Annotated in this window: 3 protein-coding genes; all 3 read right to left on the reverse strand. The window is 42.3% G+C overall.

Translation table 11 applies throughout. The features are described 5' to 3' along the window. Positions 1–12: 12 nt before the first annotated feature. Complete coding sequence (locus ACFQ1G_RS00975) at positions 13–1,893, reverse strand: OmpA family protein (RefSeq protein WP_380736366.1); 1,881 nt, start codon at positions 1,891–1,893, stop codon at positions 13–15. A gap of 13 nt (positions 1,894–1,906) precedes the next feature. Further along, positions 1,907–2,812, reverse strand: coding sequence for a PorP/SprF family type IX secretion system membrane protein (locus ACFQ1G_RS00980; RefSeq protein WP_380736367.1), 906 nt, complete (start codon positions 2,810–2,812; stop codon positions 1,907–1,909). 10 nt (positions 2,813–2,822) lie between these two features. Next, positions 2,823–6,419: gliding motility-associated C-terminal domain-containing protein (locus ACFQ1G_RS00985; RefSeq protein WP_380736368.1), on the reverse strand; the 3,597-nt coding region annotated here is incomplete at its 5' end.

The following is a 6,419-nucleotide window of genomic DNA, read 5'->3' on the forward strand; positions in this document are numbered from 1 at the left end:
AGATGAAGTTTATTATTCCATTTTCACCACTTTGAAAACAGATCTTCTGTTTAACTGGTGTTCTTGCTCATTACATCTTATACAATCAACATCAGGTTTTTCTTCTCCATATCCCTGATATTTAACAATACGCTCAGGATTTATTCCATGCTTCACAAGGTAATCATAAGTACTTTGCGCACGTCTTTCAGCCAGTTTACGGTTGTATTCAATAGATCCTCGTTTATCTGTATGAGATCCAATTTCAATTACAAGCTCGGGATATTCATTGGTCATAAGGTCAACAAGTTTATCCAGTTCTTTTGCGGCATCAGGTCTGATATTTGACTTATCGAAGTCAAAATAGATCTTATTGATCTCGGCCAGGTACTCCACATCTCTAACAGGAGCAAGCTCTATGTCATAAACGATCTCAGTTTTATCATCAGAATCTGATGTATTTAGCTCATCGGTTTTTGTATTATACTTGATATGTTTAGCCTCAATAGGATAAACCTTGTCACGAGCTACTTCCGTTTCATAATTTCCTTCCTCGTCGGTTTCCAAAAAGGCGATTTGATTATCATTTTCGTCCATTAGACGAACCGTAGCATTTTCAATTGGTTTTCCGTTGATAGAATCGGTAACCTTTCCTTTTAGTACAAGTGGAGCAAGGATATTTAATTCGTAGATATCGTCATTTCCCTGGCCTCCTTCTCTGTTAGAGGAGATATATCCTTTGGTGTTATCTCCTGAAGTTTGAGTGAACGCGAAATCATCTAGACTACTGTTTACAGGCTGGCCCAGATTTTGAACCTTTTTTGGTGAATCTTTGGTGATCACAAAAACATCCAATAAACCATAACCCTTATGTCCATCTGAAGAAAAGTATAGGTTGCCTTCTTCTGAAATGAACGGGAAAACCTCATTTCCAGGAGTATTTACAAGTGGGCCTAAATTTTCAGGTTCACTGTAAGTACCGTCTTCGATACTTACCTTATAGATATCTGATCCTCCTTGTCCTCCGGGAGCGTCCGAAGCGAAATAAAGGGTTTTTCCATCTTTTGAAAGGCTGGGATGACCTACAGAATACCGGTCATTTGTGAATGGCATTTCTTCAATGTCTTCCCATTCATCACCATCCTTAGTCGCTTTATAGATCTTAAGATGGTTCACACCTTCTTTGTCTTTTTTTCCGTTACGATTATCCAGATAATTGTTTCGTGTAAAGTACATGGTCTTTCCATCTGAAGAAATGGTAAGCGGTCCTTCATGTCTAACCGTATTGATGTCACCTTTAACCGGACTTACTGAACTGCCACCTGTGCTGGTTGTATACACATCCAAAAATGGTTCGCCGGTCCAGTCATAGATCTTGGTTTTGGTATTTGCATCACCCCTGGCTGAAACGAAGTAGATAGTTCCGTTATTCTCAAAAGTTCCAAAGTCACTGAACTGTGAATTTATCGCAGCCGGGCGCACCCTGAAACTTTCCAGTCCTTCATAGGTGATTATTCCATCAGGCTCAAGAAGTTCTTCCACCTGTTGCGGATTCTTTCCTTCTTCCTGGTATTTTTTAAGCCATACTCTGGATTCATCATATTCCCGCATTCCTCTCAACATTTGAGCATAACGGTAGTAAACCTCCGGAGAAATATCAGGTTGTTCGACCACATGACGGTAATATTGCACCGCATTATCAGGATCCCTTAGTTTGTAATAACTATCCGCGATCCTTTGTTGATTATAGGTAGTGTTATAATCCTTTTCCACAAGGTCTTTATAGACCTCTATTGCCTTTACATAAGCAAAATCGTCATATAGCCTGTCGGCTTTCTTCTGTTTACCTGACTGGGCTGTCATGGTAAAAGCTGAAAGTATGGCCAACAGAAGTAGAGCGTATTTTTTGTTCATAATTCCTGGGTTTTTAGAAGAATCTTGGGGATTTATATTTGGTATTGTTCAGCCTCAGCTCATAGATCAACAGGATCTCATGGGATCCATTACTGTATTGCTCCAGATCAGAAAGGGTATATTCATAAGCATAGCCTACTCTGAAATTTTTCAGGATCTGGAAATCTACGAAAGCACCTACTGCGTCATCAATCCTATAGGTCGCTCCCAGATAGATGGTCTCGTCATAGATCGCTGCTGCAGACACGTCAACAGATAAAGGTGCTCCTTTCGTTAACTTAGCCAGGGCGGTAGGTCTAAGTTTCCAGTCTTCGCTCAGATCAAAAACATAACCTCCGGTAAGGTAGTAATGTACCTGCTCAAGAGCGACAAATTCACTTTTTTCGTTATTGTCATTGTTCAGTAAACGGGGAGCAGAAAGTCCCATATACCATTTCTGGGCTGACAGGTACAAACCTGCACCAATATTTGGTGTCCATCTATTGAAGGTGTCGCCCTCTAAATAAGGATCATTGACCTCGCCTAATAGATTCTCATCAAGATTGTAATAACTCATTCCTCCTTTTAAACCGAAAGAGAGAGTGGTGGAATCTGCTACGTTGATCGTATAAGAGAAGTCTCCATAAACAAGGGTGTGATTCTCGTATCCTAATTTGTCATTAATGACCGAAAGTCCGAGTCCCACTTGTTCATTTCTAAGCGGGGAGTGAATAGAAAAGGTCTGGGTCTCAGGTCCTCCGTCTACACCGGTCCACTGACTTCTGTGAAGCCCCACAACTGTTAAAGCATCCCTGTTCCCGGCATAGGCCGGGTTGATCGCTATCGTGTTATACATGTACTGCGTAAACTGGGGCAATTGTTGCGCTTGAGTACTAACACCAATAAGCAGGATGATTATGATTGGGTAGATTCTTTTCATGTTTATCATTTTATTTTGTTCCTAAATAAATGTAGCCTTGTACAAGTTCGCCTAAACCTATTACCTCTACTAGGTAATAATAGGTTCCGGCAGGTAACTGGTCACCGGTCACAGAAGATCTGGATCTCCCATCCCAATTATCTTGATAGTCATTAGCTTCGTAAACTAAACTACCCCAGCGGTTGAAGATCTTCACGTTGTAGATAAATCCGCAATCCAGGTCAAGTCCAATTTCAAAACGATCATTAATTTGGTCTCCGTTAGGTGTTACAACTTTTGAAATGCTGCTTTTAACATCCTCCAGTTCGCAGGCAAGAACCACACAATCGTCATTTATGTTCACGGTCACAGAGGTGGTAGAAGTACATTCCCCTAAAGTAAGTACATAATCGAAAGTATATGAACCGACTTCCAGCAGGGAAGGGTTTATAACAGAGCCTTCAAGAGCGCCTGTATTTTCCGGGTCTTCCCAGGTTCCGGAGGTATCATTATTTCCCAGTAATGGAATTAAATTATAGGAAGTTTCTTCTATACATACATTACCTGAACTGGGTGTGATTTCTTCCAGTTGAGGAGAGCTTATGGTGACTGGAGTGGGTTCTGAGATACACCCGTCGGCGTTTTCTGCTGTTACCGAATACGCTCCTGGTTGCAGATCATTATAGATCGCATCATTATTATCATCTGAGACAGTGTTTCCATCAGCATCAGTCATAGAGTAAACTATTCCTTCAAGCAATGGGAATACCACCATTCCGGTTGGTTCTTCACAGGTTGCATCCATGAAATCCTCAATCTCAGGAGCAGCTGGTGTTTCAGGAGAGGCATTAATTGTCACACTAATAGCTTCAGATACACATCCGTCAGCGTTTCTTGCAACTACCTCATAGTTTGAGTCGGCATCCAGCTGGGTGAATATTCCGTCTGTGTTCCAGTTTGTTCCGTCTATACTGTATTCCAGTCCTTCAACTACTGTTACTGTAAAGGCTCCGTTAGGATCTGTACAGGTAGGTTGAGTGGTTGAGGAAACAGAAGGTGCTGCCGGAGTTTCCGGTTGAGCATCGATCTGAACCTGTGTCGCTTCAGAAGTACATCCATTTGCATTTCTCGCCAGCACTGTATAAAGGGTATTCTCTTCAAGGTTGTCGAAGATTCCGTCTGTGTTCCAGTCAATGTTGTTGATACTGTATTCTAATCCCTCGATTGCAGTTAACGTAAATGAGCCCGAAGCATCTGTACAATCAGGTTGAGTGGTAGAGGCTACTTCAGGTGCAGCCGGAGTTTGTGGCTGTGCATTTATGGAAACTTCAGTAGGTTCAGATACACAACCATCAGCGTTTCTGGCGTATACTTCATAAACCGTATTTGCAGTTAGATCTGTAAAAGTTCCATTAGTGAACCAGTTCGTTCCGTCAATACTATATTCCAGACCGGCCATTTCATTTACTGAAAACGTTCCGGTTGATTCTGAACATGTCGGTTGAACGGTAGATGCTACAGCAGGTGCTGCCGGTGTGGCTGGTTGTTCGTTTATCGTCACAGAAGTAGGAGCAGACAGGCATCCGTCGGCATTTCTCGCAAAAACCTGATAAGTAGTATCAGCTTCTAAGTCGTTAAAAGTGACATTTGTAAACCAGTCTGTTCCGTTGATACTATATTCAAGTCCTGCCACAACATTCACATTTATTGATCCAGTAGCAACTGTACAAGTTGGTTGAGTAGCAGTCACAGATGGAACTTCAGGAGTGTTTGGTTGAGCTACTATTGTTACTGATGTCGATGCAGAGATACAACCATCAGTATTTCTGGCTACCACTTCATAATTCTCAGGATTTAGATCCAGAAATTCCCCGGTAGTGTTGAAATCAGTTCCGTTGATACTATATTCCAGTCCTTCAACTGCTGTAATGCTAAAAGATCCGGTAGCTACCTCACAAGTTGGCTGAGTTGCAGGCTCTCTTAATTCTGGTGCACCTGGAACTTCCGGTGCTGGTTCTATGGTAAATGCAGTGGGTTCAGAGACACAGCCATCTTCGTTTTTAGCTACTACTTGGTAATCACCTGGTTTAAGGTTCAGGAAAAAAGGTTCATTCTGCCAGTTGATACCATCTAAACTATATTCCATGCCTGTATCACAGCAGATGGCAATTGCGCCAAATTCTTCACCACAAGAGGGGTGAATTGGGGCTAGTAGTACTGGAGCATTTGGTGTTTCAGGCTGTTCAATTACTGTAACAGTTAAGGGATCTGAAGTACATCCGTACTCGTTTTTAGCTACAACGGAGTAGGAATCAGGTGAAAGATCTACAAATGTTGTTGTTGGTGAGAACTCTCCTCCATTGATGCTGTAAGTCAATCCTTCTACTGGATTAATTTCAAATGAGCCGGTAGGAGTGGTACAGGTTGGCTGCACCGCGGTTCCTAAAACTGTCGGGGTATCGGGGTTATCTTGGAATGCTTCCAAAGTTACACTTGCTTCACTCGCGCAACCATTCTCTCCTGTAATGGTTACAGAATAAGTGGCTGGTTCGCTTACAGTGATGAAAGCATCCGTTGATCCGGTACTCCACAGGTAAGTAAAGTTTCCATCCGCAGTAGAACTTGAAGCATCCAAGGTTACTGATGTGACCTCACAAGTAAGGCTTTCATTCCCGGTTATTACTGCATTTGCAGGATCGATATTTTGTTCAACGGTAACAGATGCAGTGTCTTTACAACCGTTTTCTCCAGAAATGGTTACAGAATAAGTATCTGGTTCACTTACAATGATAGAAGCCTCGGTAGATCCGTTACTCCACAGGTAAGTGAAATTCCCATCAGCAGTAGAAGTACTGGCATCTAAAGTCACAGAAGTTGTGGTACAGGTAAGTGTTTCATTTCCTGTAATAACTGCTTGTGATGTTTTAGAATTCTCAACTACTGATACTGAAGTAGTATTCTGACAACCGTTTTCCCCGGTAATTGTTACTGAGTATGTATTTGGGTCGGTTACTGTGATAGAAGCATCGGTAGATCCGTTACTCCAAAGGTAAGTGAAGTTTCCGTCTGCTGTTGAAGACGAAGCGTCCAGGGTTACAGAAGTCACATCGCAGGTAAGGATTTCATTTCCGGTTATTGCAGCCACTGCCGGTGTAATATTTTGTTCAACAGTTGCAGAAGTGGTATCCTCACAACCGTTTTCTCCCGTAATGGTTACAGAATAAGTGTTTGGTTCGCTTACCGTGATGGAAGGATCTGTAGATCCGTTACTCCACAGATAGGTGAAGTTGCCATCAGCAGTTGAAGTTGATGCGTCGAGGGTTACAGAGGTGACATCACATGTCAGTATCTCATTTCCGGTTATTGCCGCCACTGCCGGTGTAATATTTTGTTCAACAGTTGCAGAAGAGGTATCCTCACAACCGTTTTCTCCCGTAATGGTTACAGAATAAGTGTTTGGTTCGCTTACCGTGATGGAAGGATCTGTAGATCCGTTACTCCACAGATAGGTGAAGTTGCCATAAGCAGTTGAAGTTGAAGCATCGAGGGTTACAGAAGTGACATCACAGGTAAGGATCTCATTTCCGGTTATTGCAGCCACTGCCGGTGTAATGTTTTGCTCAACAGT

Source organism: Salinimicrobium gaetbulicola (assembly GCF_042676025.1).
GTDB lineage: Bacteria > Bacteroidota > Bacteroidia > Flavobacteriales > Flavobacteriaceae > Salinimicrobium > Salinimicrobium gaetbulicola.